Annotated in this window: 22 protein-coding genes; 7 read left to right on the top strand and 15 right to left on the bottom strand. The window is 61.2% G+C overall.

Translation table 11 applies throughout. The features are described from left to right. Nucleotides 1-2: 2 nt before the first annotated feature. Nucleotides 3-905: a DMT family transporter gene (locus FDP25_RS06500; protein WP_154150052.1), complete on the bottom strand. Its 903-nt coding sequence runs from the start codon at nucleotides 903-905 to the stop codon at nucleotides 3-5. Between the two features lie 262 nt (nucleotides 906-1,167). On the opposite strand from FDP25_RS06500, the gene FDP25_RS06495 reads away from it, so the two are divergent. From FDP25_RS06495 to gndA, 3 genes are all read left to right on the top strand, one after another. Next, nucleotides 1,168-2,355: an aspartate aminotransferase family protein gene (locus FDP25_RS06495; protein WP_154150050.1), complete on the top strand. Its 1,188-nt coding sequence runs from the start codon at nucleotides 1,168-1,170 to the stop codon at nucleotides 2,353-2,355. Nucleotides 2,356-2,388: 33 nt separating this feature from the next. Continuing rightward, a complete protein-coding gene (argF, locus tag FDP25_RS06490) occupies nucleotides 2,389-3,315 on the top strand; it encodes an ornithine carbamoyltransferase (protein ID WP_154150048.1) in 927 nt (308 codons plus the stop codon). Nucleotides 3,316-3,390: 75 nt separating this feature from the next. Next, nucleotides 3,391-4,791 carry an NADP-dependent phosphogluconate dehydrogenase gene (gndA, locus tag FDP25_RS06485; protein ID WP_154150046.1) on the top strand — a complete coding sequence of 467 codons (1,401 nt, stop codon included), beginning with the start codon at nucleotides 3,391-3,393 and terminating at the stop codon, nucleotides 4,789-4,791. A gap of 9 nt (nucleotides 4,792-4,800) precedes the next feature. Here the strand turns inward: gndA and FDP25_RS06480 are convergent, their stop codons facing one another. From FDP25_RS06480 to FDP25_RS06465, 4 genes are all read right to left on the bottom strand, one after another. Further along, the gene (locus FDP25_RS06480; RefSeq protein WP_343031974.1) at nucleotides 4,801-6,282 is read right to left on the bottom strand and encodes an inorganic phosphate transporter; all 1,482 of its coding nucleotides are present in this window, start codon (nucleotides 6,280-6,282) and stop codon (nucleotides 4,801-4,803) included. Between the two features lie 143 nt (nucleotides 6,283-6,425). After that, nucleotides 6,426-6,884 carry an NUDIX hydrolase gene (locus FDP25_RS06475; protein ID WP_154150044.1) on the bottom strand — a complete coding sequence of 153 codons (459 nt, stop codon included), beginning with the start codon at nucleotides 6,882-6,884 and terminating at the stop codon, nucleotides 6,426-6,428. 75 nt (nucleotides 6,885-6,959) lie between these two features. Further along, nucleotides 6,960-9,434, bottom strand: coding sequence for an ATP-dependent helicase HrpB (gene hrpB, locus FDP25_RS06470; RefSeq protein ID WP_246175783.1), 2,475 nt, complete (start codon nucleotides 9,432-9,434; stop codon nucleotides 6,960-6,962). Nucleotides 9,435-9,464: 30 nt separating this feature from the next. After that, nucleotides 9,465-10,163 carry a DUF3108 domain-containing protein gene (locus tag FDP25_RS06465; protein WP_172982762.1) on the bottom strand — a complete coding sequence of 233 codons (699 nt, stop codon included), beginning with the start codon at nucleotides 10,161-10,163 and terminating at the stop codon, nucleotides 9,465-9,467. An 88-nt stretch (nucleotides 10,164-10,251) separates the two neighbouring features. On the opposite strand from FDP25_RS06465, the gene meaB reads away from it, so the two are divergent. Beyond that, nucleotides 10,252-11,226: a methylmalonyl Co-A mutase-associated GTPase MeaB gene (meaB, locus tag FDP25_RS06460; protein ID WP_154150038.1), complete on the top strand. Its 975-nt coding sequence runs from the start codon at nucleotides 10,252-10,254 to the stop codon at nucleotides 11,224-11,226. A gap of 66 nt (nucleotides 11,227-11,292) precedes the next feature. Here meaB and FDP25_RS06455 read toward each other — a convergent pair whose 3' ends face one another. The 9 genes from FDP25_RS06455 to FDP25_RS06415 all read right to left on the bottom strand — a co-directional run bounded on the left by FDP25_RS06455 (nucleotide 11,293) and on the right by FDP25_RS06415 (nucleotide 19,854). Beyond that, nucleotides 11,293-13,488, bottom strand: coding sequence for a 3-hydroxyacyl-CoA dehydrogenase NAD-binding domain-containing protein (locus FDP25_RS06455; protein ID WP_154150036.1), 2,196 nt, complete (start codon nucleotides 13,486-13,488; stop codon nucleotides 11,293-11,295). A 25-nt stretch (nucleotides 13,489-13,513) separates the two neighbouring features. Beyond that, entirely contained in the window at nucleotides 13,514-14,725 is a 1,212-nt protein-coding gene (locus FDP25_RS06450) for an acetyl-CoA C-acetyltransferase (protein WP_154150034.1), read from the bottom strand. A 15-nt stretch (nucleotides 14,726-14,740) separates the two neighbouring features. Beyond that, nucleotides 14,741-15,376 (bottom strand): glutathione S-transferase family protein, encoded by a 636-nt coding sequence (locus FDP25_RS06445; protein WP_154150032.1) that lies wholly within the window; start codon nucleotides 15,374-15,376, stop codon nucleotides 14,741-14,743. Then, nucleotides 15,373-15,612, bottom strand: a complete 240-nt coding sequence (locus FDP25_RS06440; RefSeq protein WP_154150030.1) for a hypothetical protein — start codon at nucleotides 15,610-15,612, stop codon at nucleotides 15,373-15,375. The genes FDP25_RS06445 and FDP25_RS06440 overlap by 4 nt, the downstream gene beginning before the upstream one ends. Before the next feature lie 59 nt (nucleotides 15,613-15,671). Continuing rightward, nucleotides 15,672-16,808, bottom strand: a complete 1,137-nt coding sequence (locus FDP25_RS06435; protein WP_154150028.1) for an acyl-CoA dehydrogenase family protein — start codon at nucleotides 16,806-16,808, stop codon at nucleotides 15,672-15,674. 17 nt (nucleotides 16,809-16,825) lie between these two features. Then, complete coding sequence (locus tag FDP25_RS06430; RefSeq protein ID WP_154150026.1) at nucleotides 16,826-17,038, bottom strand: hypothetical protein; 213 nt, start codon at nucleotides 17,036-17,038, stop codon at nucleotides 16,826-16,828. A gap of 20 nt (nucleotides 17,039-17,058) precedes the next feature. Next, on the bottom strand, nucleotides 17,059-18,855 hold the full coding sequence (locus FDP25_RS06425; protein WP_154150024.1) for an acyl-CoA dehydrogenase C-terminal domain-containing protein: 1,797 nt from the start codon (nucleotides 18,853-18,855) through the stop codon (nucleotides 17,059-17,061). A 27-nt stretch (nucleotides 18,856-18,882) separates the two neighbouring features. Continuing rightward, nucleotides 18,883-19,287 (bottom strand): MerR family transcriptional regulator, encoded by a 405-nt coding sequence (locus tag FDP25_RS06420; protein WP_154150022.1) that lies wholly within the window; start codon nucleotides 19,285-19,287, stop codon nucleotides 18,883-18,885. Nucleotides 19,288-19,485: 198 nt separating this feature from the next. Further along, nucleotides 19,486-19,854, bottom strand: a complete 369-nt coding sequence (locus tag FDP25_RS06415) for a MerR family transcriptional regulator (RefSeq protein WP_154150020.1) — start codon at nucleotides 19,852-19,854, stop codon at nucleotides 19,486-19,488. Between the two features lie 119 nt (nucleotides 19,855-19,973). Between FDP25_RS06415 and FDP25_RS06410 the strand changes: the two genes are divergently transcribed. Genes FDP25_RS06410 through FDP25_RS06400 form a run of 3 tightly spaced genes read left to right on the top strand, consistent with a single transcriptional unit; the run spans nucleotide 19,974 to nucleotide 22,226 of the window. After that, nucleotides 19,974-20,396: a PaaI family thioesterase gene (locus FDP25_RS06410; protein WP_154150018.1), complete on the top strand. Its 423-nt coding sequence runs from the start codon at nucleotides 19,974-19,976 to the stop codon at nucleotides 20,394-20,396. Beyond that, nucleotides 20,396-20,905 carry a PaaI family thioesterase gene (locus FDP25_RS06405; protein WP_154150016.1) on the top strand — a complete coding sequence of 170 codons (510 nt, stop codon included), beginning with the start codon at nucleotides 20,396-20,398 and terminating at the stop codon, nucleotides 20,903-20,905. The genes FDP25_RS06410 and FDP25_RS06405 overlap by 1 nt, the downstream gene beginning before the upstream one ends. Beyond that, nucleotides 20,898-22,226, top strand: coding sequence for an MATE family efflux transporter (locus tag FDP25_RS06400; RefSeq protein ID WP_154150014.1), 1,329 nt, complete (start codon nucleotides 20,898-20,900; stop codon nucleotides 22,224-22,226). Before FDP25_RS06405 ends, FDP25_RS06400 begins: the two co-directional genes overlap by 8 nt. On the opposite strand, the gene FDP25_RS06395 is transcribed toward FDP25_RS06400, so the two are convergent. After that, nucleotides 22,220-23,155, bottom strand: coding sequence for a 2-hydroxyacid dehydrogenase (locus FDP25_RS06395; RefSeq protein WP_154150012.1), 936 nt, complete (start codon nucleotides 23,153-23,155; stop codon nucleotides 22,220-22,222). The genes FDP25_RS06400 and FDP25_RS06395 overlap by 7 nt on opposite strands. Between the last annotated feature and the right edge of the window lie 3 nt (nucleotides 23,156-23,158).

Here is a 23,158-nt window from a genome sequence, read left to right as displayed (position 1 = left end):
CGTCACTTTCGCGGGGCAGGGAAAGGGGCGCGAACACGCCCTTCGCGCCATGCCAAAAGGCCCGCGCCCGTCAGGATGATGCATGCCCCGAGGATCGACACCGCATCCGGCACCACCCGGAACACCGCCGCATCATAGATCGCGGCAAAGACCAGTGCGGCATAGAAAAAAGGGGCCACGAAACTTGCATCCGCGCGTGCCATGGCATTGACGAAACAGGCCTGCGCCCCGGCCATGAGGACGCCGATCCCGGCAAGCGCGAGCCATTGCGAAAGGGTTGGTGCCTGCCAGACGAAGCTGGCGGCAAACCCTGCAATAAGAAGGCCTATCGCATTGTTTATGAACAGGATTTGCAACGGTCCTTCCCGCCCGGAAAGGCGCTTGATCAAGATAAGCTCCGCCCCAAGGCACAAGGCCGAACACAGCGCGAGTACCGCACCAAGCTCAATCGCCTCACCGCCGGGGCGGGTCAAGACGGCGGCCCCGGCAAGGGCGATCAAGGCCGCGCTCCATCGGACCGGCCCCACCTTTTCGCCCAGCAACGGAATGGCCAAAAGCATACCGAAGACCGGGTTCAGAAAGCTGATGGCGGTGGCATCCGACAGCGGAATGAACGCTGCCGCAGCGAACATCAGCGTTACTCCGCCCCAGCCAAGAGCCGAGCGCCCTGCGTGCAGGCCCAGATGCGGCCTTGTGAACTTGGGGTGCAATACGGCGGTCGCGCAACTTATTGTAATCAAAGCAAAAAGAAAGCGGCCAAAGCTGATTTGAAGCGCGTGCATCTCGGGGCCAAGAACGCCTGTACCAAGGGCCTTTGCCAACAGGGTCGTGCCCGCGGCAAAGGCTGCGGCAAGGACTGTCAAGCTGGCGGCAAGGGCTGGGTTCTGGGCGCGAGGTGTGAACATGCCCTATGGAGTGATCCCTTTGGCCTGTTTCGGCAAGCGCAAAATCACCCGTCAAAAATGGCTTCCCTTGCGGCAAGGAACCGGCTACACCGCCGCCATGATCAAACGTGTGACATATTGCGAGACCCGACGCCGACGCACCCGCGCCTGACGTCCCTCACTCTTTGATCAATGGCGCGTGTCGCGCCGCCAAACCCCCAAATGATTGACTTAGCCTGTGCCATGCGGCACTCACAGGGCTTCTTGTATAAAGGATACATCCATGATCCCGTCTGTCCTTCCGACCTATAACCGTGCGCCTTTGACCTTCGTCAAAGGCGAGGGAAGCTGGCTGATCGAGGACGACGGGCGCCGATTTCTGGATCTCGGGGCCGGCATCGCGGTGAATGCCCTTGGCCATGCGAACCCCGCGCTTGTGGAGGCGCTGACCGAGCAGGCGGGCAAGCTGTGGCATACCTCGAACCTCTATGACATTCCGCAGCAACAGGCCCTGGCCGATAAGCTGGTCGATACGACCTTTGCCGATACGGTATTTTTCACCAACTCCGGGACCGAGTCCTGCGAGTTGGCGGTAAAGATGGCGCGCAAGTATTTCTATGAGAAGGATCAGCCCGAGCGCATTGACATCATTGCCTTCGAGGGGGCGTTCCATGGCCGCTCCCACGCGGCGATTGCCGCTGCCGGGTCCGAGAAGATGACCAAGGGCTTTGGCCCATTGTTGCCGGGGTTCAAACACGTGGCATGGGGCGATCACGATGGCCTGCATGCGGCGATCAACGAGACCACGGCCGCCATCCTGATCGAGCCCGTGCAGGGCGAGGGGGGCATCCGGCCTTTACCCGATCAATGCCTCAAGGGCCTGCGCGACCTGTGTGACGAACATGGCATCCTGTTGATCCTTGACGAGGTGCAATGCGGCATGGGCCGTACGGGCAAGCTGTTTGCACATGAATGGGCCGGCATCGAGCCGGACATCATGATGGTTGCCAAGGGCATCGGCGGGGGCTTCCCCCTCGGTGCGGTTCTGGCCAGTGAAGAGGCCGCAAGCGGTATGACGGCGGGTACCCATGGCTCCACCTACGGGGGCAATCCCCTTGCCTGTGCCGTGGGTGCGAAGGTGATGGACATCGTGGCCGACCCGGCGTTCCTTCAGGATGTGAACCGCAAGGCGGGGCAATTGCGCCAAGGGCTGGAGGGCCTTGTTTCATCTCATCCGGAGGTGTTCGAAGCCGTCCGGGGGCAGGGCCTGATGCTGGGCCTGAAATGCAAGGCCGCCAATACCGACGTGGTTGCCGCCGGCTATGAGGCGCAGGTCACCACCGTTCCTGCGGCGGATAATGTGGTGCGGCTCCTGCCCGCGCTCAATATCTCAGACGACGACATCAAGGAGGCCCTGAGCCGACTCGACGCCGCGGCCACCCAAGTTGAACAAGCGATGCAAAAGGCCTGACCTTGTCAGGGCCCGAAACCGAAAGACAAACAGATGACCAGTTTCCTCGATATCCATAAGACCGAAACCAGCGATCTGCGGCAGATCATCGACAATGCCCGCGCCATGAAGGATGCGCGCAAGGGCCGTCCGCGCGGCACCTTCGATGACGAAAAGCCGCTGGATGGCCATATGGTCGCTTTGATTTTCGAAAAGCCCTCGACCCGGACGCGTGTGTCCTTTGACGTGGGTGTTCGGCAGATGGGCGGGCAGACCATGGTTTTATCCGGCGCGGATATGCAGTTGGGCCATGGCGAGACCATTGCCGACACCGCGCGGGTCCTGTCGCGGTATGTCGACCTGATCATGATCCGAACCTTTGATGAATCGGTTCTTCTGGAAATGGCGGAATATGCCGATGTGCCTGTGATCAACGGCCTGACCGACCGCACGCACCCCTGCCAGATCATGGCCGACATCATGACCTACGAAGAGCACCGCGGCCCGATTGCCGGGAAAAAGGTGGTCTGGTCCGGGGACGGAAACAATGTTTGCGCCTCGTTCTTGCATGCCGCCGGGCAGTTTGGGTTCGACCTGACCTTCACCGGCCCCGCGCAACTTGACCCCGAGGATGAATTCGTCGGTCTCGCGCGGAGCAAGGGTAGCACGGTGCAGATTGAGCGCGACCCGATGAAGGCCGTCGAAGGTGCCGATCTGGTGGTCACCGATACCTGGGTCAGTATGCATGACAGCCAATCCACCAAAGAGCGCCGTCATAACATGCTTCGCCCCTATCAGGTAAACGAGCACCTGATGGCAGCAGCCAAACCGGATGCCCTGTTCATGCACTGCCTGCCAGCGCATCGCGAAGACGAGGCGACAAGCGCCGTGATGGATGGTCAGCATTCGGTGATCTGGGACGAGGCCGAAAACCGCCTGCACGCGCAAAAGGCAATCATGCGGTGGTGTTTGGGCGTTTGAGCCATGGGTATGGGATGGCTTGCACCTGCAAGCCATTCCAGTAGGCTGGACCCCTGATCGTTAACAGGGACGGATATGCCAAACGCACAAATCGGGGTTTATGGGCTGGGCACCATGGGCAGCGCGCTTGCGTTGAACATGGCCGAGCATGGGTTTGACGTGGCGGTGACCAACCGCGAGGTCGAGTGGATCGGCCCCTTTGTCGAGGATGCGGGCGTGCTTGGTGCCCGGATCCATCCGCATGATACGCTGGAAAATTTCGTTCAAGGATTGGTCACGCCCCGAGTCATCCTGTTCATGATCCCCTCGGGCGCGCCAATGGATGCAATGATCGAGGCGGTGACGCCTTTGTTGGCGCCGGGGGATACGATCATCGACGGCGGCAACGCGAATTTCCACGATACCCGGCGCCGCGCCGCCACTCTGAACGAGCACGACATTCATTTCGTCGGCATGGGGGTCTCGGGCGGTGAGAAAGGCGCACGGTTCGGCCCCTCGATGATGGTCGGGGGTAGTGCGCACAGTTGGCAGCAATTGCGCCCGATCCTGCGTGAGATCGCAGCTAGGTTCGAGGGTGACCCCTGTGTCGATCACCTTGGGCCGGATGGCGCCGGGCATTTCGTCAAGACAGTGCATAACGGTATCGAATATGCCGACATGCAGATGATCGCCGAGGTTTACGGCTTGATGCGCCATGGCAAGGCGCTTGCGCCTGCGGAGATTGGCAAGATTTTCGAGCAATGGAACGAAGGCGCCCTCAGATCCTATCTTGTGGAGATCACGGGCAAGGCCCTGCAATACGACGACCCGGAAACAGGCCACCCCATGGTGGACGTGATCAAGGACGCCGCCGGCCAGAAGGGCACGGGACGCTGGACCGTGGTCGAGGCCGTCCGTATGGGGCAGGCGGCCAACACGATCGAGGCCGCCGTCGGTGCGCGAAGCTGGTCATCGGAAAAGGCAACCCGCCAAGCCGCCGAAGAAATTCTGGGCGGGACCTGTCTTGCGCTCGACCTGTCGCGGGAAACCTTGGCCGATGCCTTTCTGGCGGCGCGTATCCTTGCCTATGCGCAGGGGTTTCGCATTCTGGATGCGGCGGCGCAGGAGTACGACTGGCCCTTGGATTTCTCCCGGATCGCCGAGATTTGGCGCGCGGGCTGCATCATTCGCTCGGCGCTTCTTGATGACATATCCGAAGCGTTTCAGGGAGAGCTGCCCGCCGGGCAGTTGATCCTTGCACCGCGTTTTGCCCAGTTGCTTGCAAGTAGTATCCCCGCGCTGCGCGAGGTCGTGTCAGGGGCGGTGAAAGGGGGCCATGCCGTGCCGGCGCTTTCAGCGGCACTCGCGTGGTACGACACCATGCGGCAAGGCCATGGCACGGCCAATATCATTCAGGCACAGCGGGATTTCTTCGGCTATCACGGCTTTGAACGCCTCGGGCAAGAGGGCAAGCATCACGGCCCGTGGTGGGATTGAGCGGCGCCCTCAGGCAATCACGCTGTTCACAAGGTAGAATATGATGGCTGACATGATCGCGGCAGCGGGAACGGTGATCACCCATGCGGCGACAATCGTCATGAAGTGGCTGCGCCGGACAAGCTTGCGGCGGCGGCGTTCCTCGGCCGGAAGCGCCTTGGGTTTTCCGGCGGCCTGACGGCCGTTGCGCAATCTCCGCTCCATGTGCCATTCGCGGAAGAACCCCACGCCAAAGACCCCGCCCACGGCGATATGTGTGGAACTCACCGGCAGGCCCAGCCACGAGGCGACGATCACCGTGATCGCGGCGGAAAGCGCCACGCAATAGGCGCGCATCGGGTTCAGCTTGGTGATCTGGCTACCGACCATGCGAATAAGCTTGGGCCCGAACAGGAACAGGCCGAATGAAATGCCGAACGCCCCGATCACCATGACCCACATCGGGATGGCCACCTTGCCGGCGGCTGCGCCGAATTCGCTGGCGTGAACGATAGCGGCCAGAGGGCCGACCGCATTGGCCACGTCATTTGCCCCATGCGCAAAGGATAAGAGCGCCGCCGAGAAGACAAGTGGCAAGCCGAACAGGGCCTTTAGTGATTTGTTGCGGTTTTCCATTCCCTCCGATTGCCGCCGGATCAGGGGCCGCGTCAGAGCCCAGACACCGATCCCGAGGACCAGTCCGACCAGAAGGGCGGTTTGCAGGTCGATCTTGATGATCCGCTTCAACCCTTTAAGGGCAAGATAAGATGCAAAGGCCCCGGCCATGATGCCCACTAGGATCGGTACCCAGGTGCGCGCCGCGGCGATCTTGTCCTCACGATAAATGATGCGGGATTTTATGAGGGCAAGGAAAAGGGCCGCGATCAGACCACCCAGAACGGGCGAAATCACCCAGCTGGCCGCGATCTTGCCCATGGTGGGCCAACTGACTGCGGTGAACCCGGCGGCGGCGATCCCCGCGCCCATCACACCGCCCACGACCGAGTGGGTGGTCGAGACCGGCGCACCGATCTTCGTTGCAAGGTTGACCCATAGCGCCGCCGAGATCAGGGCGGCCATCATGGCGCCGATAAATACCCGCGCCTCGGCTACGCTGTCGGGGTCGATGATCCCCTTGGAAATGGTTGAGACAACATCACCACCGGCCAAAAGCGCGCCGGCGGATTCGCAGATGGCGGCGATCAGGATGGCACCGCCCATCGTCAGGGCATTTGCCCCCACCGCAGGCCCCATGTTGTTCGCCACATCGTTGGCCCCGATGTTCAGCGCCATGTACGCGCCAAAAACGGCCGCCGCGACGACGACCATATTGCTGGGGTAGGTACCGAAGAACAGTGCGGCCCCGATGCCCGCGATGACCATGAAGAATAGCGCCAGCCCCATGCCAACCAGCGGTCGCGAGACATAGGATGTCGCGTATTCGACTTGTGAAATGCGGTTGAGGTCCTTGTCCAGCGTCTTCCACTGGTTCGTTTCCGGCGTCTCGGCCACGGCGCCACCCTCCCGTCTAGCACGTCCAAAGCGTTACGCGATAAATGCAATGCACAAATATCGCGATACGTTGTGGCTCACACCGCTAGTTGGTCTGGTGGTTTTTAGCAATGCACGGTCGTCATGAAACCGTTACATAACTGTTACATCTGCCGAAAAATTGCCTGAAGGCTGGGCTCGTCAACCAGTTCCGCGGCCTTCGAGGGGGAAATCCACCGGCGGTTACGCTCCCGCGCTTCGGGAAAGATGTCGGCGGTTTCGGTCACCGTCATCCGGTAAACCTGCACCTCGACCGGCGTGACATAGCCATCATCAAGGCGTTTGTCATAGGAGTAGTGGCCAATCGGCTCACCATCACAGGCAGCCGATTTAACACCGGCCTCTTCCCAGGCTTCCAGTTGCGCCGCCTCGGCGGCAGTCTTTCCTTCCATCAGCCAGCCCTTGGGAATGACCCAGCGACCCGAACCGCGGCTGGTCACGACCAGAACCTCCGGCCCGGACTGCCCGTCACGGACACAAAGCGCCGCAACCTGACATTCAGGCGGACGTCGCAGCAATGGTTGGACCATTTCGGTCCATGCTCTTTTGATACCTTCAGTCATGCGAAGTGCTTTAGCCTGCTCAGAGTTAATTATCTGTTATGCAAACAATATATGGGAGAACTTGGGAAATGCAAATTACCGCCCCTTGCGTGGCTTGGCCCGAAGCGTCGGGTCGGCCTCGGTCGGGTCTTCCGGCCATGGGTGCTTGGGGTAACGCCCGCGCATGTCCTTGCGCACGTCAGCGTAGGAATTGGCCCAGAATCCGGGAATATCCATGGTCGTCTGTACGGGCCGCCCGGCGGGGGAAAGCAGCGTCACCCGTAATGGTGCCCGACCAACCATGGGATGAGATGTTTGGCCGAACATCTCTTGCAGACGCAGCGATATTTCGGGTGTCTCTCCCCCATAGTCGATCGGAATTTTGCGGCCCAAGGGGGTCGTGAAATGGGCGGGTGCGGCGGCATCCACCCTTTGCATCTGATCCCAGGTCAGGCGGGCCCGCAGGGCCTCCAGCATGTCGAAACTCTTCCAATCCTGCGCGGTTTTCACCCCGGCCAGATGCGGCAAAAGCCAATCCTCCAAGCCATCAAGCAAGGCCGCCTCGCGCATGTCAGGGAGGGTATCGTCGCCGTCCCGAACCAACTCGACCCGGGCCACGAAGCGGCGGGCGGCATCCGACCAGTTCAGGCCAAGATCACGCACCCCCTCCAGCATGGCGAGGGCGATCTGGTCTTGGGGGGCGTCTTTCCAGACACGGTCATCCAGAATGACCTGCCCGAAACATTCTTGACGTCGGGCGACGACACGACGGTCGCGCTTGTCCCATGCGCAGCGCTCGGTCCATTCGATTTGACCGCCGAAGAGGTCACGCACTTCGGCTTCTGAGATTTGCACCGCCTGCCTGATACGAGCCTCGCGCGGGTTGCCATCAAGGTCTGTGGCGACGATCAGGCGCGCGGCGGCCAGATCGTCCTCCTGCGGCAGGATCGCGCCCTTGCCACCGGACAGGATGAAACGCGGGTCTGATCCCTTGCGTCTGAGGCCGACGCGGTCGGGATAGGCAAGCGCGGCCATGCTGGCATCGCTCAACCCTTTGGTATCCGCCTTCTTCGCCTGTGCACGCAGGCGTTTTGCCTCGGCGCGGATACGTTCGATCGCTCCCCGGTTCGCGGGCCAGGGGTGCCTGTCTGCATAGGCACGTGGGTCGCGCAAGGCGGACAGGCGTAGCGACAAATCCACAGGGGCCCCGCGTGACAGGGGGTCACGATCCGCCATCAGGGACGCCAACGGCGCGGCCTCGGGCCCCGCCACGGCCAGCATATGCGCCAGTCGTGGATGCAGTGGAAGGGCAGCCAGCGTTTTGCCGTGCCCGGTAATCCGGTTTTGATCGTCAAGCGCGCCAAGCATCCGCAACAGGGCTTGCGCTTCGGCATAGGCGCCGGGGTTGGGCGGGGTGAGAAAAGCCAGATCATCGGGCGCGGCCCCCCAAAGCGCCAGTTCAAGCGAAAGACCAGCCAGGTCAGCGGCCTCGATCTCGGCGGGTGGATAGGCCAGAAGCACGCCTTCCTCGCCCTTGGTCCATAAGCGAAAGCAGGTTCCTTCAGCCACGCGCCCGGCCCGGCCCGCGCGCTGTGTGGCCTCGGCGCGGGTGACCTTTTCGGTCACAAGGCGCGACATGCCCGATCCCGGATCGAAACGTGCCCGGCGCGCCCGGCCTCCGTCAACGACAACGCGAATGTCCTGGATTGTCAAAGAGGTCTCGGCAATGGATGTCGCCAAAACGATCTTGCGCCCACTGTCGCTGGGGGCAATGGCCGCGCGCTGCTTGGCAAACTCCATGGCCCCGAAGAGCGGCCGCAAGTGGCAATCGGGAGGCAAACGACCTTGCAACAGGCCTTCGACCCGGCGGATTTCGCCCTCTCCAGGCAGGAAGACCAGAACGCCACCTTCGGTTTCCGGGATGGCCTTTAGGACCAGATCCGCCACGGCCTCCTCATACCGGCGTTGCTTGGGGACGGGGCGATCAAGCCAGCGGGTTTCGACGGGATAACTGCGCCCCTGCGAGGTGATCACGGGGGCATCGCCCATCAGGGCCGCGACCGGGGCGGCATCCAGCGTTGCCGACATGGCCAGCAGGATCAGGTCATCGCGCAGGGCGCCGGCGACCTCAAGGCATAGGGCCAGACCCAGATCGGCATTGAGGGAGCGTTCGTGAAACTCGTCGAAGATCACCGCGCCGATGCCCGATAGCTCGGGGTCGGATTGCAACATGCGCGTCAGGATACCTTCGGTCACCACCTCGATACGGGTGGATTTCGAAACCTTGGCCTCGCCCCGCACCCGGTACCCCACGGTCTTGCCCGGTGTCTCGCCAAGAGTTTGTGCCATTCGCTCGGCGGCGGCCCGCGCGGCCAGCCTGCGGGGCTCCAACATGAGGATACGGCCCCTGGTTAATTTCGCGGACAGGATTTCCAAGGGGACCACGGTGGTCTTACCCGCGCCCGGGGGGGCCTGCAGGACGGCACGCCCGCGGCTTTTGAGGGCGTCCAGAAGGGGGGCGATCGCATCATGGATGGGCAGGCATGTGGTCATGCCCGCCTTATCCTTCATGCGAGCGGACTTTTCCATAGTGCCCGCGCTTTAGCGACGTAGCAAAATCGCTTTGCCGTACTTGGTCTTGATGTCGATCCGGGTCGCCGACATGGCTTCGGCGTCCTGCGTATACAACACTGTGAAGGGGATGTTGCGCTCTTTCTTCTCGGACTTGGAATAGCCTTCAAGTCGGCGATACTCGCCGGAGCATGTCACGCGCTGTTTGCCCTTGCGCGGGCTGCCAAGCAGCAGTCGCGCGTGTCTGTGACCGTCGTAAATATCCCGTTTGAACCGGCACAGGCCATCTTGGGGTTGGTCACGCAGGATCAGGTAGAGGGCGGTGAGCGGATCAAGCGCATTGCGCAATGTGCTGGTATCCGCAGGGGGCGCGCTGCTGTCCGGGTCACCGGACAATAGCCTGGGTTCGCTACCGCCGAAGCGGACCTTTACGTCGGTAAAGCGCCGACCGTCATTGATGGTCTCTGAATAGTGCCCGGGTGTATGGTCATCGGCTGACACCCGCCCATTGACTGAAACATCCCCGTGCATTTGTTTCAGAGCGCTGACAATGCCGGTGGTCTTGAACTGTGATCGCGCGACGTATTGGCCATTCGCTTGTTGCCCTACAATCGTGATTTCGCCGATCTTGGCGCCGATCAAATGGACATCATAGAGAATGGCGGTTCTCTCCTCGGCGGCCAGTGGAACTCCAAACAGGACAAGGGCAAGACAAAGCAACTTTCGCATGGCGCGCACTCCGAAACAGCGCTGGTCTGGACATTCGCCAGCCACACAAGGCATAGGGAAGGGACCATTCGAACATCGGGCCTCTTCCATGGACATTGCACAGCTCAGCGAGAAAATAATCAAGGGGGATCGGCGCGCCCTGTCCCGCGCGATTACCCTGATCGAAAGCGCGCGCGCGGATCACCGGGAGCAGGCGACCGAGCTTTTGGAACTGCTCAAGGACACGAACCGGCAGGCGATCCGCGTGGGCCTGTCGGGCACGCCGGGGGTGGGAAAATCCACCTTCATCGAGAGTTTCGGCACCATGTTGACGGGGCAGGGCTTGCGTGTGGCGGTTCTGGCCGTTGATCCCAGTTCGGCGCGCTCGGGAGGGTCGATCCTTGGCGACAAGACGCGTATGGAACGCCTGAGCCGCGACCCGAACGCCTTTATCCGACCGTCGCCCAGCCAATCGCACCTTGGCGGTGTGGCCCGACGCACGCGTGAGGCCGTGGCCGTCTGCGAAGCGGCGGGGTTCGACGTGGTCTTGATCGAAACCGTGGGGGTCGGCCAATCGGAGACCGTCGTGGCCGAGATGTCGGACCTCTTCGTTCTGCTTCTCGCGCCCGCGGGTGGGGACGAGTTGCAGGGCGTCAAGCGCGGCATCATGGAGATGGCCGATATCATCCTGATCAACAAGGCCGATGGCGATTTGAAACCAGCGGCAACGCGGACCTGTTCGGATTATTCCGGTGCCCTGCGGTTGCTGCGCAAGCGCCCACAGGACCCCGAAGGTTTCCCCAAGGCAATGATGGTCTCGGCGCTTGAGGAAGAGGGGTTGCGGACCGCGTGGGAGGAGATGACATCGCTTGTCGAATGGCGGCGTGAGACAGGGCATTTCGATGGCCGCCGCGCGGCTCAGGCACGATATTGGTTCGAAGAAGAGGTCAAACAGCGGCTATTGGCCCGCCTGCGCACCCCCGAGGCACAACAGGCCATGGGTGACGCTGCCGATGCCGTGGCCGAAGGGGCGATCACACCGACCGTGGCGGCAAAGCGGCTTTTGGAGAGTTTGAACGACTGACCTTGCCTTGCCAAAAGAAAAAGCGCCCCGAACCGGGGCGCTTTCTTGTATCAAGTTGTGCCTTGTTCAGGCGGCCTGCGCTTCATTCCCGAACCGACCGTAAAAACTCTGGGTTTTCGCGGCCATCTCGCGCAGAAGGTCAGGGCAGGTGAACCGCGCGCCATATGCCTCGGTCAGTTGATCACAGCGTTCGGCGGCATAGGGCGTGCCGATGATGTCCAGCCAGCTGAACGGCCCCCCCGACCACGGGGCAAAGCCCCAAGCCAGGATCGCGCCCACGTCACCTTCGCGGATATCTTCAAGAACACCTTCCTCAAGTGCGCGCACGGCTTCCAAGACCTGCGCGAACATCAGGCGATGCTGCACCTCGATCAGGTCGGGCTGTTCCTCGGCCTGCGGATATTTTTCGGCCAAGCCTTCCCAATAGCCTTGCCGCTTGCCCTTATCATCGTAGTCGAAGAACCCGGCGTTCGCCTTGCGGCCAAGGCGTCCTTCGCCTTCCATCCAGAAGATCACCTCGTCCACGGCGGCATCGGGATAATCATCGCCCATGGCGGCCTTGGTGGCGCGGGCGATCTTGGCGCCAAGATCAATCGAGGTTTCATCGACGAGTTGCAGCGGCCCCACCGGGAAACCCAGTTGACGCGCGGCATTGTCGATCAACGCGGGCGCTACGCCTTCGGCCACCATGCGGATGCCTTCGTTGATGTAGGGGATGATGCAACGGTTGCAGTAGAAGAAACGCGCATCGTTTACCGCGATCGGGGTTTTCTTGATTTGGCGGACGTAGTCCAGCGCCTTGGCGACGGCGCGGGGGCCGGTTTCCTTACCCTTGATGATTTCCACCAGCATCATCTTTTCAACGGGTGAAAAGAAGTGGATGCCGATGAACTGCTCGGGCTTGTCAGAGGCCTTGGCCAGTTCGGTGATCGGCAAAGTCGAGGTGTTGGTGGCAAAGATGCAATTATCGCCAACGACGTCCAGCACCTTCTTGGTCACCTCGGCCTTCACCTTCGGGTCTTCGAACACCGCTTCGATCACCAGATCACAGCCTTCAAGCGCAGCATAATCGGTGGTGGCCGTGATCAGGCCAAGGGTCTTCTCTTTCTTCTCTTCGGTCGCCTTGCCGCGCTTGATGCCCTTGTCCATATAATCGGCGGTATAGGATTTGCCCTTGTCGGCCGCTTCCTGCTTCTGGTCGATCAGAACCACTTCCATTCCCGCCATGGCCGAGACAAGCGCGATACCGGCACCCATCATGCCCGCGCCCATCACGCCAACCTTCTTGACGGTTTCGTCCGGCACGTCGGGGCGGTTTGCGCCTTTCTCAAGCGCTTCCTTGTTGATGAAGAGGCTGCGGATCATGGCCGAGGACGAGGGGTTCATCAGAACATTGGTAAACCAACGGGCCTCGATCTTGAGGGCGGTATCGAAAGGTACGAGCGCACCCTCGTAGACCGCCGAAAGCAGGGCCTTGGCCGCCGGGAAAGCCCCTTGGGTCTTGCCGTTGACCATGGCCGAGGCCCCCACGAAGGTCATGAAGCCAGCGGGGTGATACGGCGCGCCGCCGGGCATCTTGTAGCCCTTTTCGTCCCACGGTTTGACGAATGAAGGCTCTGACAAGACCCATTCCTTGGCCTTGGCGAGCAGCTCGTCGGCGGGGACGACCTCATCCACGACACCTGCGGATTTCGCCTTTTTCGGGTCGTTCAACTTCCCTTCCAAAAGCAGCGGCGAGGCCCCCATTGCCCCCAGTTTGCGCACCAGTCGCGTCGTGCCTCCCGCGCCGGGGAAGATGCCGACCATGATCTCGGGCAGGCCGATCTTGGCCTTTGGGTTGTCGGCGGCAAAAATCCGATGGCAGGCCAGAGGGATTTCAAGCCCGATACCAAGCGCTGTCCCGGGCAGGGCGGCGGCAATCGGTTTGCCGCCCTTGTTCTTGTCGTCCATGCCGCCGCGTTCGATCTTGCGCAGGATGGAGTGCATGTTCATCAGGCCGTCCATCAGGCCCTGTGCCGGGTTGTCACCGGCCATTTCCTTCATCTTGGCGATAACGTTCAGGTCCATCCCACCGGCAAAGGATCCTTCCTTTCCACTGGTGATTACGATCCCCTTGACCGCATCATCGGCCAGCGCGTCATCGACAAGGCCCTCCAGAACCGGCCATGCCTCCATCGACATCACGTTCATCGACTTGCCCGGCACATCCCAGGTGATGACGGCGACGCCATCGGCGCCTTTTTCCATGGTGAAATCAGTCATGTCTCAATCTCCTGTTGGCGCTGTCTTACACGCGCTCGATGATCGTGGCGGCACCCATGCCGGATGCGATGCAGAGCGTGGCAAGGCCGACCTCTTTGTCGGTGCGCTCAAGCTCATCCAACAACGTGCCGATGATGATCGCGCCGGTGGCCCCCAACGGGTGGCCCATGGCGATCGAGCCGCCATTGACGTTCACAAGGTCGGGGTCGACATCGAAGGCCTGCTGGAAGCGTAGCACGACGCTGGCAAAGGCCTCGTTCACCTCGAACAGGTCGATGTCCGAGATCGCCATCCCGCTGTCGTTCAGGGCTTTTTGCGTGGCGGGGACCGGCCCGGTCAGCATGATCGTCGGGTCGGTACCGATCTTGGTGGTCTGGCGAATGCGGGCGCGGGGCGTGAGGCCCCATTTCTCGCCGAATGCCTTGCTGCCGACCAAAACCCCGGCCGAGCCATCCACGATGCCCGAGGAATTCCCGGCATGGTGGATGTGGTTGATCTTTTCCAAATGCGGGTATTTCAACTTTGCAACGGCATCGAAACCCGGCATCACCTCGCCCATTTGCTGGAAACTGGCGTTGAGGCTGCCAAGCGCCTGCATGTCGGTGCCCGGGCGCATGTATTCATCGTGGTCCAGAATGGTCAGACCGTTTTGATCCTTCACCTCGATAATCGACTTGGCGAACCGCTTGGCCTCCCAAGCCGCCGCCGCGCGCTTCTGACTTTCCACGGCAAGCGCGTCGGCGTCATCGCGGCTGAAGCCGTATTCGGTGGCGATGATATCGGCCGAAATACCTTGCGGCACGAAATAGGTGTCCATGGCAACGCTGGGGTCCACGGCAATCGCCGCACCGTCGCTGCCCATGGCCACACGGCCCATCATCTCGACACCTCCGGCGATATAGGCCTCTCCGGCGCCGCCCATGACCTGGTTGGCGGCAAGGTTCACCGCCTCCATGCCCGAGGCGCAGAAACGGTTGATTGCCAGGCCGGGGATCGACTCGTCGAGATCCGAGGCCAGAACGGCAGTCCGCGCAAGACAGCCACCTTGCTCCATCACCTGTGTGACATTACCCCAGATCACGTCCTCGACAGCGTGGCCGTCTAGGCCGTTACGGTCTTTCAGGGCATTGAGCACTTGGGTCGACAGCCGAACGGCGGTGACCTCGTGCAGCGCGCCGTCCTTGCGGCCCTTGCCGCGCGGCGTGCGGACGGCGTCATAGATATAGGCGTCGGTCATCATGATCTCCTTGGGTCAGGCCCGGTCCGCGGGGGAGCCGGGCATCAGGTCATAGGGGTGTTTCCAACCCGGTGTCGCTTCGATGTTCGAAAGCCACCGGTCGATGTTTGGCCAATCCTTGCGGTCGAAACCGAAGGGTTCGGGGTAAAACAGGTATCCGCAGCAGGCGATATCGGCATTGGTGATGGCATTGCCGACGATCCAGTCGCGGCCCTCAAGATGCGCGTCCAGTGTCTTGTAGGCGGCCTTGAGGCGGCCTTGCATGAAGCCGATCACCTCGGCGGGGCGTTTTTCCTCGGGCAGGAAGTTCATCAGGAAACGGGTCATGCCCGCCTGCGAACTGAGCTTGTGGTTGTCCCAGAGCATCCAACGCATGACTTCGCGCTGTTCGGCGGGTGTCTCGCCGCCGAACTTGCCGGTCATCTCGGTGACATACATCTGCATGACACCCGATTGCGTGAAGGTCTCCTCGCCATCGACCATCACGGGCACTTCGCCCATGACGTTGATCTTGCGGAACTCTTCCGAGCGGGTCTCGCCGCCGAAGAAGTCAACGAAAACCGGCTCCCAATCGAGTCCGCCGAGTTCAAGCGCAAGTGCCGCCTTGTAGGCATTGCCCGACTCGCCCATGCAATAGAGTTTGATCGTCATGCTTTTCCTCCCAATGCCGCGATCTTGGCGGGTGTTGGATGTGTGTATTTTGGGAAAGATGAAGCGAATGGACCTTCACTTTTCCTTAACGGGTTTCGTGTTTCATCATAGGCGCGGTACAGGCTGGAGAGCCGATGGCCGTGAAAGGTGAAGCCCTGATCCGGCGTCTGATGCCAGTAGGCCCGCGCGTCGGACAGGGTGGACCGTTCCCCTTCATCTTTCTCAAAATACTCCACGGGGGTCCGGGGGTGTGAAACCCCCGGTTCGACCTTGGCCAGGTGCACATCGGGACATGTCATAGCGCCCTCGCGATCAGTTCTTTCATGATCTCGTTGGTGCCGCCGTAGATGCGTTGCACGCGCGCGTCGGTCCACATCTCGGCGATGTCATATTCGGCCATGTAGCCATAGCCGCCATGCAATTGCAGGCAGTCGTCCAGCACCTCGCCCTGTGTATCGGTGATCCAGTACTTGGCCATGGCGGCCTTTTCGACACTCAGTTCGCCGCGCAAGTGTTCGGCGATGCATTCGTCTAGGAAGGCACGAGCCACCGTGGCCTTCGTTTGGCATTCGGCCAGCTTGAAGCGGGTGTTCTGGAATTGGGTGAGCGGCCCACCGAAGGCCTGCCGCTCCTTGGCATAGTCAATCGTTCGGGCAATGCCACCTTCCATGGCCCCTTGTGCGCCGCAAGCGATGATCAGGCGTTCCTGCGGCAGTTGTTCCATCATCTGGTAGAAACCTTTGCCCTCGTCACCGCCAAGGATGTTTTCGGGCGGAACTTCAACATTATCGAAGAAAAGCTCAGATGTATCCGCCGCGTGGCAGCCGATTTTTTCAAGGTTGCGACCGCGCGAAAAGCCTTTTGCGTTCTCGGTTTCGACCACCACAAGCGAGGTGCCCTTGGCCCCTTCTTTGGGGTCTGTCTTGGCGGCCACGATGATCAAATCCGCGTGCTGGCCATTGGTGATGAAGGTCTTTTGCCCCGAGAGGCGATAGGCATTGCCGTCGCGGACGGCCTTGGTCTTGATCCCTTGCACATCCGACCCGGCGGCGGGTTCTGTCATTGCCAAGGCACCAACCACCTCGCCCGAGGCCATCTTGGGCAGCCAGCGTTGCTTTTGCTCTTCGCTGCCATAGGCCAAGACATAGTGGGCCACGATTCCGGAATGGATCGGGTTGCCCCAACTGGCCAAATTGGCGCGGCTTTGCTCGATGCAGATCACCGCCTCGTGGCCGAAATCACCGCCCGCTCCGCCGTATTCCTCGGGGATCGACGGGCAGAGCAGGCCCAGCTTTCCGGCCTGTTGCCAGATATCACGATCCATTTCACCGGCCTTGCGCCAGCGTTCGAAATGCGGCGCCCATTCGGTGCCGATGAAATCGGCGGTCATCTCGGCAAGCATCCGGTGCTCGTCCGTCATCCATGCAGACATTGGGCTCTCCTCCCGTGTCAGCGTTTGCGCGCCTCCAGCTCGGAATTGAAGATACGCAGGCGGTGCCCGAAGGTATCCTCATTGATCACGCTGTCGAAATTCTCGAACAGGAAGGACAGCGCCTCGCCCTCGTCCAGACCGGCCTCCTGTGCAAAGCGGCGCAGGCGACGGTATCCATCCTCGGTCATCGCGGCGTTGAAGCGGCGTGTGAGGCGAAAGCGTTTTGGCATGGCTGTCCTCCCTTTTGTGTTTAGCCTGCGGAACTTGCAAACTGTTCAGGTGCAAGCGCCATGACCGTATCTGCCCCGGTTTCGATCCGCTTGAGGTGCGTTGCGGTCATCGGCAGATGGCGGGCCATGTAGTGGCGGCCGGTTGCGATTTTCGTCTCGAAGAAGGCGGCATCACCGGCGTCACCGTCAAGGGCGCCTTTGGCGGCCTTGGCCATCTTGGCCCACATCAGCCCAAGGCAGACATGCCCGAAGAGGTGCATGAAGTCATAGGAGCCCGACAGCGCGTTGTTTGGATTCTTCATGCCGTTTTGCATGAAGTACATGCCAGCGGCCTGCAAATCCTTGCTGGCGGCTTTGAGCGGCTCAAGGAATTGGGCGTCGAAATCCTCGTCCTCGCCCGCGTTGTCCTTGATGTAGGCTTTCATCATGTCGAAGAAGGCCATGATCGCCTTGCCGCCGTTTTGCGCCAGTTTCCGGCCAACCAGGTCGAGCGACTGAATGCCGTTGGTGCCTTCGTAGATCATGGTAATCCGGGCATCGCGCACGAACTGTTCCAGACCCCATTCTTGGGTAAAGCCCGACCCGCCAAGCGTTTGCTGCGCCAGAACCGTGGTTTCGAACCCCTTGTCCGTCAGGAACCCTTTGATCACCGGCGTGAGAAGCGAGATCATCTGTTCGGCCTCCTCATCGCCTTTCCGGTGGCTAGCGTCGATCATCGACGCGCCCCAGAAGGTAAAGGCCCGTGCGCCTTCGACAAATGCCTTTTGATCCATCAGGTTGCGGCGCACATCGGGGTGCACGATGATCGGATCGGCGGGTTTGTCGGGGGCTTGCACGCCGGTCACGTCGCGGCCCTGCAAACGATCAAGCGCAAAGCCGAGCGCGTTTTGATAGGCGACCTCGCCTTGGGCATAACCCTGAAGGCCCACGCCAAGCCGCGCCTCGTTCATCATGGTGAACATGGCGCGCATGCCCTTGTGCGGCTCACCGACGAGGAACCCGGTGGCCCCGTCATAGTTCATCACGCAGGTGGCATTGCCGTGGATACCCATCTTTTCCTCAAGCCCGCCACAAGACAGGGCGTTGCGATCCCCGAGACTGCCGTCGTCGTTCACCATGAACTTGGGCACGATGAACAGGGAAATCCCCTTCACGCCCTCGGGTGCATCGGGCAGTTTGGCCAGCACGAGGTGGATGATGTTGTCGCACATGTCGTGCTCACCCGCCGAGATCCAGATTTTCTGACCGGAGACCTTGTAGGTGCCATCGTCTTGCGGCTCGGCCTTGGTACGGATCAGGCCCAGATCGGTGCCGCAATGCGGCTCGGTCAGGTTCATGGTCCCGCCCCATTCGCAGGTGACCATCTTGGGCAGGTATTTCTGTTTCTGTTCGTCCGAGCCATGGGCGTGAATGGCGTTGTATGCCCCATGCGTCAGCCCCTGATACATGTTGAAGGCCATATTGGCGGCCGAGAACATCTCGCCCACGGCAGTAGACACCAGATAGGGAAGGCCCTGACCGCCATACTCGGGGTCGCAATCGAGGGCCGTCCACCCCCCGTCACGAACCTGGTCAAAGGCATCCTTGAACCCCTCGGGCGTCCGCACGGTACCGTTTTCAAGGCTGCAACCCTGCTTGTCGCCCACCGGGTTCAGCGGCGCCAGAACTTCGGACGACAGTTTCCCGGCTTCCTCCAGAACCGCATTGGTAAAGTCACGGTCCAGCTCGTCATAGCCCGGAATATCCGAAGCCGAGACATTCAAGACATCATGCAACACGAACTGCATGTCCTTGGTGGGCGGGGTATAGGTTGGCATGGCTCTCTCCCTTGACGTGGTGCCGGGTTACTCGGCGGCTTTCTTGGATTGGCGGATCGAGGCGATCATCTTTTCGCCCCAACGCATTTGGTCGCGCAGATCGGCAATCGCCCCTTCAAGCTCATCGCGCTGACGTTCCAGATCAACCAGTCGTTCCTGTGCGATCTCGTAGGATTGTGTCAGCTGCGTCAGTTGCTGGTCGCCCTTGTCGTAAAGGTCCAGAAGCTGGCGGATCTCTTCAAGGCTGAAGCCGAAACGCTTGCCGCGCAGGATCAGCTTGAGTCGCGCGCGGTCGCGCTTGGTAAACAGGCGCTTTTGCCCTTCGCGGATTGGAAACAGAAGTTCCTTGGACTCGTAGAACCGCAGGGTGCGTGGCGTGACGCCGAAGGCATCACACATCTCGCGGATAGTCATCGTGGTCTCATGTGTCATCAATATTACTCTTGCTTGGTCAGCAAGGCCGATTTGCGCGTCTTGCAGATTCGATACAACAGGCCCCTAGGTTGACGTAAGAGATACGTCACGTCACTTTAAAGTTTACGTAAGATCAGTAAGGGTAAGCTTGTGCCGGGCGCAATTTTCTTGCCCTTGCGTCAAGATCTTCAACTTGCCGCGCTCGTCGCGCCCGAGTCATCCGAGGCTCTTTGCTGTCTCGTCGCGCAGGGATTGAAGCTCTTCAATCGCTTCATCCAGTTGGCTGCGCTGTTCGGCCAACTCCTGCAACTGACGATCCGCCAGCTCTACCCAGCTGCGCATCTGGGCCTCGTTGCCCTCATGCTCATAAATCAAAAGCCATTGGCGGATTTCTTCCAGTGCAAACCCGAACCGCCGGCCGCGCATGATCAGGGTCATTCGGGCAACTTCGCGCGGGCCGTAAAAGCGCGACCGCCCCTCACGATCGGGAGTGAGCAATTCGATATACTCGTAATAGCGCAAGGTGCGCGGCGTCACATCGAACTTCGCGCACATTTCCTTGAATGACAGGCGGGTCTCAGTCATCGCTCAAGCCTCCGTGGGTCAAAGCGTAGGCCCTCATCGCGACAAGGGCAACCACTGGCCTTGCAGCTTGCCTGCCTTCGGGCCCATAAAGGGCGGGCAACCACCAAGCGGAAACAGGCATGAGTCCCGACAAGACAAAGATCGCCGAGCAATTCATAGGCGCCATCCCTCATTCCGAGGCCCTTGGAATGGAACTGACCGAGATCGGTGAAGGAACGGCCGAGATCGCGATGGACTACGACAAAAGGTTCATCGGCGACCCCGAGACCGGCGTGATCCACGGCGGGGCAGTCTCGGCGCTTATGGATACCTGTTGCGGGGCGGCGGCGATGAGCCATCCGAAAAACCCGGGGGCTACTGCGACGATCGATCTGCGTATCGACTACATGCGTCCGGCCACGCCAGGGCAGCGGATCAAGGCCCGGGCCGAATGCTATCACATCACCCGGTCGGTGGCCTTTGTCCGGGCGCGGGCCATGGATGATGATGAAGACCGCCCCGTGGCCACGGCCACGGGTACCTTTACCGTGGAGGCCAAGTGATGCCGCGCGCCCGCCCCGAACCCGTGCAAGTGGTCAAGCAACGTCGCGATGCGGCCCTCAATGCGCTTGTCCATGGTGTCCCCTATAGCCAGTTCCTTGGCATAGAGTTTGACAGGCGCGGGGATGAACTGACGGCGGTCATGCCCTTTCAGGACAAGCTGATCGGCAACCCGCTTTTGCCTGCGCTGCATGGTGGGGCAACGGCGGCCTTTTTGGAGGTCACGGCGATTATCGGGTTGAGTTGGGCCATGCTCTGGAATGAAATCGAGACCGGCAAGCTTGACCCCGATGACCTTGCTCAGGGCAAACTGCCGCGCCTGCCCAAGACCATCGACTTTACTGTCGATTACCTGCGCTCGGGCCTACCGCGCGATGCCTATGCGCGTGCGCAGGTGGCCCGCTCGGGCCGTCGCTATGCGTCTGTGCATGTCGAGGCATGGCAGGACAATCGCGCCCGCCCCTTCGCGCAGGCCTCGGGGCATTTCCTGATGCCGCGCCGGGATGGCTGAGGGCGTTCCGGGGACGATCACCCACAAACGGGTTCTGAAGATCGCCCTTCCGATCCTTCTGGCCAATATCACGGTCCCGATTCTCGGGGCTGTCGATACCGGTGTCGTCGGGCAGTTGGGGCAGGCGGCCCCTATCGGGGCCGTAGGCATCGGCGCGATTATCCTCTCTGCACTCTACTGGGTCTTTGGCTTTCTACGCATGGGCACGACCGGCCTGACCAGTCAGGCCCATGGCGCCGGGCGCAGCGGCGAGGTGGCAGCACTATTGACCCGCGCCCTGATGATCGCATTGGCAGGCGGTGTCGCGGTTATTATCCTGCAAATCCCGCTTTTCTCCGGGGCCTTCCTGATTGCGCCCGCCAGTGCCGAGGTCGAAGACCTCGCGCACAAGTACCTGAGCATCCGGGTCTGGAGCGCCCCGGCGATGATCGCCATCTACGGCATTACCGGCTGGCTCATTGCACTTGAACGTACGCGTGCCGTGCTTCTCATCCAGTTGTTGATGAACGGTTTGAATATTAGCCTCGACCTATGGTTCGTGCTTGGCCTTGGATGGGGTGTGCAGGGTGTGGCATTTGCCACCTTCCTTGCAGAATGGGGCGGGCTGGCGCTTGGGCTTTGGCTGTGCCGTGGTGCTTTCAGGGTCCCCGCATGGCGCGACTGGCCGCGTGTATTCGACCAACAGGCCCTGCGCCACATGGGGCAGGTCAACGGCGACATCCTGTTGCGCTCCCTGATGCTTCAGGCGATTTTCCTGTCTTTCCTGTTTCTGGGCGCCGATTTTGGCGATGTCACCCTCGCGGCCAATCAGGTGTTGTTGCAGTTCTTGCACATCACCGCCTATGCGCTTGACGGCTTTGCCTTTGCCGCCGAAGCCTTGGTGGGCAATGCCATGGGCCGCAGGGATAGTCGCCATCTCCGCCGCGCCGCCACCGTCAGTAGCCTTTGGGGGTTGGTCAGTGTGGGGATCCTGTCCACAGGGTTCGCCCTCTTGGGAGGCATGATTGTCGACACTATGGCCAAGGTTCCTGCCGTGCAGGCCGAGGCACGCACTTATCTTCCCTATATGGTGGTCGCGCCCGTTCTTGGCCTTGGGTCCTACATGCTGGATGGCATTTTCATCGGGGCGACACGAACCCGCGACATGCGCAACATGATGGCGCTCAGTCTATTGGCCTATGCCGTGGCTGTTACCCTGTTGGTTCCACTACTTGGCAACCACGGTCTTTGGCTGGCGTTGCTCATCAGCTTCGTGGCGCGCGCCGCGACACTCGGCGCGCGCTACCCGGCGCTTGAGCACGCCGCTGACGGGCGTCAGTAACCCAGACTGCGATCGACCAGATGCACGAAAGGCTCCCCGGCCTCGCCGCGCCGGATGTTTTCGGCGATCACGCGCGAGGCGCTTTTGGGCCGGGTTTCCGATGCGATATGCGGTGTCACCGTGACCTTGGGATGCGCCCAATAGGGGTGTTCGGCCGGCAAGGGCTCTTCCCGGAATACATCCAGCGTGGCATGGCCGATATGGCCGGAGTCCAGGGCGGACAGAAGCGCGTCATCGTCAATCAACGGCCCGCGACCCGGGTTTATGATCACCGCCCCTTCGGGTAGCAAGTCCAACCGGGCGGCGTTCAGCAGGTTCTCGGTATCGGGGGTCTGTGGCAAAAGCAGGATCACGATCTGCGCATCGGAAAGCGCCTGCACCAGCCCTTCGTCGCCCGAAAGACACCGCAGGCCTTCCACATCCTTTTGCGACCGGCTCCAGCCTGTCACCGGGAAACCCAGCCCGGCCAGTGCCTCGCCACAGGCGCGGCCAAGCGCGCCAAGGCCCAGAATGGTGACCGGGCGATCCGGGGCCAGGGGCGGGACATACCGGCGCCATTTGCCGTCCTGGTTCATGACGTGCAGGTCGGTGTTCAGATGATGCCGCATCGTGTGGCCCACGACCCAATCCACCATGCCCTGGGTCAACCCGTCGTCCACCATGCGCGCCAAGGGCTGGGTCAGGGTGTCGTTGCCCACGACCCCCTCAACCCCGGCCCACAGGTTCAAAACCGCCTTGGTGCGCGTGTAGGGCATGAAATCCTGAACCTCGGAACTCGGTGCATACACAATGTAATCCACCTCCGCCGCCGGAATGTCCAAAGCGAGATTGGCATCGCCTTGTCCGATGTCGGACAAGGCCTCGCGCAAAGGCGCTTCATAAGCCTGCCAGCGATCTTCACTGGCGGCGAACAGGATATTGAGCGGCATCAG

Source organism: Roseovarius bejariae (genome assembly GCF_009669325.1).
Lineage (GTDB): Bacteria > Pseudomonadota > Alphaproteobacteria > Rhodobacterales > Rhodobacteraceae > Roseovarius > Roseovarius bejariae.
This window is presented reverse-complemented; position numbering and strand designations above follow the sequence as displayed.

Excerpts from the sequence above, each read along its gene's own strand:
- argF (WP_154150048.1), top strand. The coding sequence starts at position 2,389 with ATGACCAGTTTCCTCGATATCCATAAGACCGAAACCAGCGATCTGCGG.
- FDP25_RS06455 (WP_154150036.1), bottom strand. The coding sequence starts at position 13,488 with ATGACTGATTTCACCATGGAAAAAGGCGCCGATGGCGTCGCCGTCATC.
- FDP25_RS06395 (WP_154150012.1), bottom strand. The coding sequence starts at position 23,155 with ATGCCGCTCAATATCCTGTTCGCCGCCAGTGAAGATCGCTGGCAGGCT.
- FDP25_RS06415 (WP_154150020.1), bottom strand. The coding sequence starts at position 19,854 with ATGACTGAGACCCGCCTGTCATTCAAGGAAATGTGCGCGAAGTTCGAT.
- gndA (WP_154150046.1), top strand. The coding sequence starts at position 3,391 with ATGCCAAACGCACAAATCGGGGTTTATGGGCTGGGCACCATGGGCAGC.
- FDP25_RS06465 (WP_172982762.1), bottom strand. The coding sequence starts at position 10,163 with ATGCGAAAGTTGCTTTGTCTTGCCCTTGTCCTGTTTGGAGTTCCACTG.
- FDP25_RS06405 (WP_154150016.1), top strand. The coding sequence starts at position 20,396 with ATGCCGCGCGCCCGCCCCGAACCCGTGCAAGTGGTCAAGCAACGTCGC.
- FDP25_RS06495 (WP_154150050.1), top strand. The coding sequence starts at position 1,168 with ATGATCCCGTCTGTCCTTCCGACCTATAACCGTGCGCCTTTGACCTTC.
- FDP25_RS06430 (WP_154150026.1), bottom strand. The coding sequence starts at position 17,038 with ATGCCAAAACGCTTTCGCCTCACACGCCGCTTCAACGCCGCGATGACC.
- FDP25_RS06500 (WP_154150052.1), bottom strand. The coding sequence starts at position 905 with ATGTTCACACCTCGCGCCCAGAACCCAGCCCTTGCCGCCAGCTTGACA.
- FDP25_RS06425 (WP_154150024.1), bottom strand. The coding sequence starts at position 18,855 with ATGCCAACCTATACCCCGCCCACCAAGGACATGCAGTTCGTGTTGCAT.
- FDP25_RS06445 (WP_154150032.1), bottom strand. The coding sequence starts at position 15,376 with ATGACGATCAAACTCTATTGCATGGGCGAGTCGGGCAATGCCTACAAG.
- meaB (WP_154150038.1), top strand. The coding sequence starts at position 10,252 with ATGGACATTGCACAGCTCAGCGAGAAAATAATCAAGGGGGATCGGCGC.
- FDP25_RS06435 (WP_154150028.1), bottom strand. The coding sequence starts at position 16,808 with ATGTCTGCATGGATGACGGACGAGCACCGGATGCTTGCCGAGATGACC.
- FDP25_RS06420 (WP_154150022.1), bottom strand. The coding sequence starts at position 19,287 with ATGACACATGAGACCACGATGACTATCCGCGAGATGTGTGATGCCTTC.
- FDP25_RS06450 (WP_154150034.1), bottom strand. The coding sequence starts at position 14,725 with ATGACCGACGCCTATATCTATGACGCCGTCCGCACGCCGCGCGGCAAG.
- hrpB (WP_246175783.1), bottom strand. The coding sequence starts at position 9,434 with ATGAAGGATAAGGCGGGCATGACCACATGCCTGCCCATCCATGATGCG.
- FDP25_RS06475 (WP_154150044.1), bottom strand. The coding sequence starts at position 6,884 with ATGACTGAAGGTATCAAAAGAGCATGGACCGAAATGGTCCAACCATTG.
- FDP25_RS06410 (WP_154150018.1), top strand. The coding sequence starts at position 19,974 with ATGAGTCCCGACAAGACAAAGATCGCCGAGCAATTCATAGGCGCCATC.
- FDP25_RS06400 (WP_154150014.1), top strand. The coding sequence starts at position 20,898 with ATGGCTGAGGGCGTTCCGGGGACGATCACCCACAAACGGGTTCTGAAG.